1 protein-coding gene is annotated in these 2,256 nt (G+C 39.0%); it reads right to left on the bottom strand.

What is annotated here, in order from left to right:
• Positions 1–176: 176 nt before the first annotated feature.
• Complete coding sequence (locus tag E1171_RS02510; protein WP_155203755.1) at positions 177–1,862, bottom strand: GMC oxidoreductase; 1,686 nt, start codon at positions 1,860–1,862, stop codon at positions 177–179.
• Between the last annotated feature and the right edge of the window lie 394 nt (positions 1,863–2,256).

The raw sequence follows: 2,256 nt of genomic DNA, 5'->3' as shown, positions 1-2,256 counted from the left end.
CAGAAGCAGAATTTTGGTCAAATAAGAAAAAGGACTTTTAAGCAAGATTTTAATTTCTATATTCCAAAGTATGAATGGTCTAAAAAAATGATCTAAAAATAAGGAACATTAAATTGAATAAGGCTGTCTCAAAAAAGGGGCAGCCTTATTACCTTATCTAAAAACTTAAAAGGCGGTTAGCTAAGAATATCCTCCTTAATAATCGTTTCAATATTCCGTTCGGCAAGCGCAGTAATTGTCAGAAAAGGATTTACCCCAGTATTACCTGGAATAAGAGAGCCATCATTTACATATAGATTTTCATATTCTTTTAATCGTCCGAAATTATCTGTAGCCTTATCCAAAACACATCCTCCTAATGGATGATATGTAAAGTCATCGGCAAAGGCTTTATTATCCCCAAACAAATCATAGCGATATATGGTAAAGTTTGCTGAATTAATTTTATCAAACATGGCCTTAGCCGAATCCACAGAAGGTTGGTTTTGTGCTGCCCCCCATTTGAGGTTTACCTTACCAGTTACAGGGTCGAACTCAAAATGCCCTCTCTCTGGGTTTTTGGTGATCGCCAAATACAAACTTATCCAGTGCTCAAAACCAGCCGGCAATGGAGCTATCTCTGCAAAGACCGGATTAACAGGATTATCCCAATCGTTAATACCCAAAGTAGGAATCGTTGATTGTTTTATACCGGTAGGGTTCCACATATGATTGGCTCTGGCGGTCATTACATTTCCATTATTTCCCCATCCTTTTCCTACCTCTGAATTCAGATTGGGTAATTTTCCACTATCCCTTGCTTTCACTAACATTTCAGTGGACCCCACAGACCCTGCCCCTAAAATCAAATGCTTGCAACTAAAATGATGCTGAGCCAACAAATTTCCATATTCATCGATTTGACTTACCTCTAAATTGTAGTACCCTCTGCTATCAATACTTATCTCTTCCACCCTATGAAGGGCTTTGATGGTTACATTCCCAGTTCCCACGGCTTCTGCCAAATAAGTTTTATCCAGGCTCCTTTTCCCAGCATTATTCCCATAAATAACCTCTGCGTCGAAAGCAGATTTATAAACAGTACCCTGTTCTTCCGACTGCATGTAACTGAAATCATAAACATTAGGCACCAAGCTAGTTCTAAATCCTGCATTATGTGCTTGTTCTCTTCCTTCCCTGGCAAAACGATAATAAGAAGATTCCTCCAGCAAATCCGTTGGCACATGATTAACCCCCAAATGCATACTGGCCAGTGGAAAATATTTCCCATACATCTCTGCAGCATCCACTTGAGGAAGGATTTCTCGAAAGTAATCCATAGGTGGAGTAACCGCCATCCCTCCATTCACCAAGGAGCCCCCTCCTACTCCCCTACCCACATAAACAGACATATTCTCATAATTGAGGCGGTCTAATACTCCGGCGTAAGGCTCAATATTTTGGTTTACAGCATCAATCCAAAGAAATTGACTTAGTGGTGCCTCTGTGCGATTTTTGAACCACATAGCACGTCCGTCAGGATTTGTCATTTTACAGAACACCTGACCATCTGCTCCCGGACTATCCCAAAGTCTACCCATTTCCAACATCAGGGTGTCCACCCCCACTTCTCCTAAACGTAAAGCAGAAACGGCTCCCCCATAGCCCGTACCGATAATAATTGCTGAATATTCGGATTTTTCTAAAGATGTCCCTTGGGGACTGCTTCCTGGTTTTTTGGGGAATAGAATCTTTGGATCAGATGAACAGCTTAATAAGCTAACTGTGGAGGCGCCCATTATTGAGGCTGTCCCAATAGCTGACAGCCCTAAAAAACGCCGCCGCGATAGTTTTGATTGGTTTTTCAAGTTTTTCTTTCGCATGTTATTGGCTTAATATTTTTCCATATATCATATAAATTACTAAAAAAATGGAAATTATTAATTTGATTTAATAAATAACCTTATTTTCAAATAAAGAAACCAGTAAATATTTATTCCAAATTAATCCATTTAATTCATCAAAAAATTACACTCAGCATGGCCCCATAGCTCATCATCAAATCGCCCTAAAGGTATTACAACCTAGTAGAAACTGGATTTGCCTTTAACAAAGAAAAGTTTGAATACTATTTGAGGAAGCTGTGATACGTGCTCTTCCCATAGGTTAAAAAGGAATTGGAAATAGAAGAGTTTTGGAACCCTTTTAATAAAAAGATTTCTTTCTATTCTTCTGGACGATGGGGTATTCAACATTAATTATCATAATCTCCAAGTG

The organism is Xanthovirga aplysinae (assembly GCF_009711365.1).
Taxonomy (GTDB): domain Bacteria; phylum Bacteroidota; class Bacteroidia; order Cytophagales; family Cyclobacteriaceae; genus Xanthovirga; species Xanthovirga aplysinae.
Note: the sequence above shows the minus strand (reverse complement) of the source record. Positions and strands in the feature narration are given on the sequence as shown.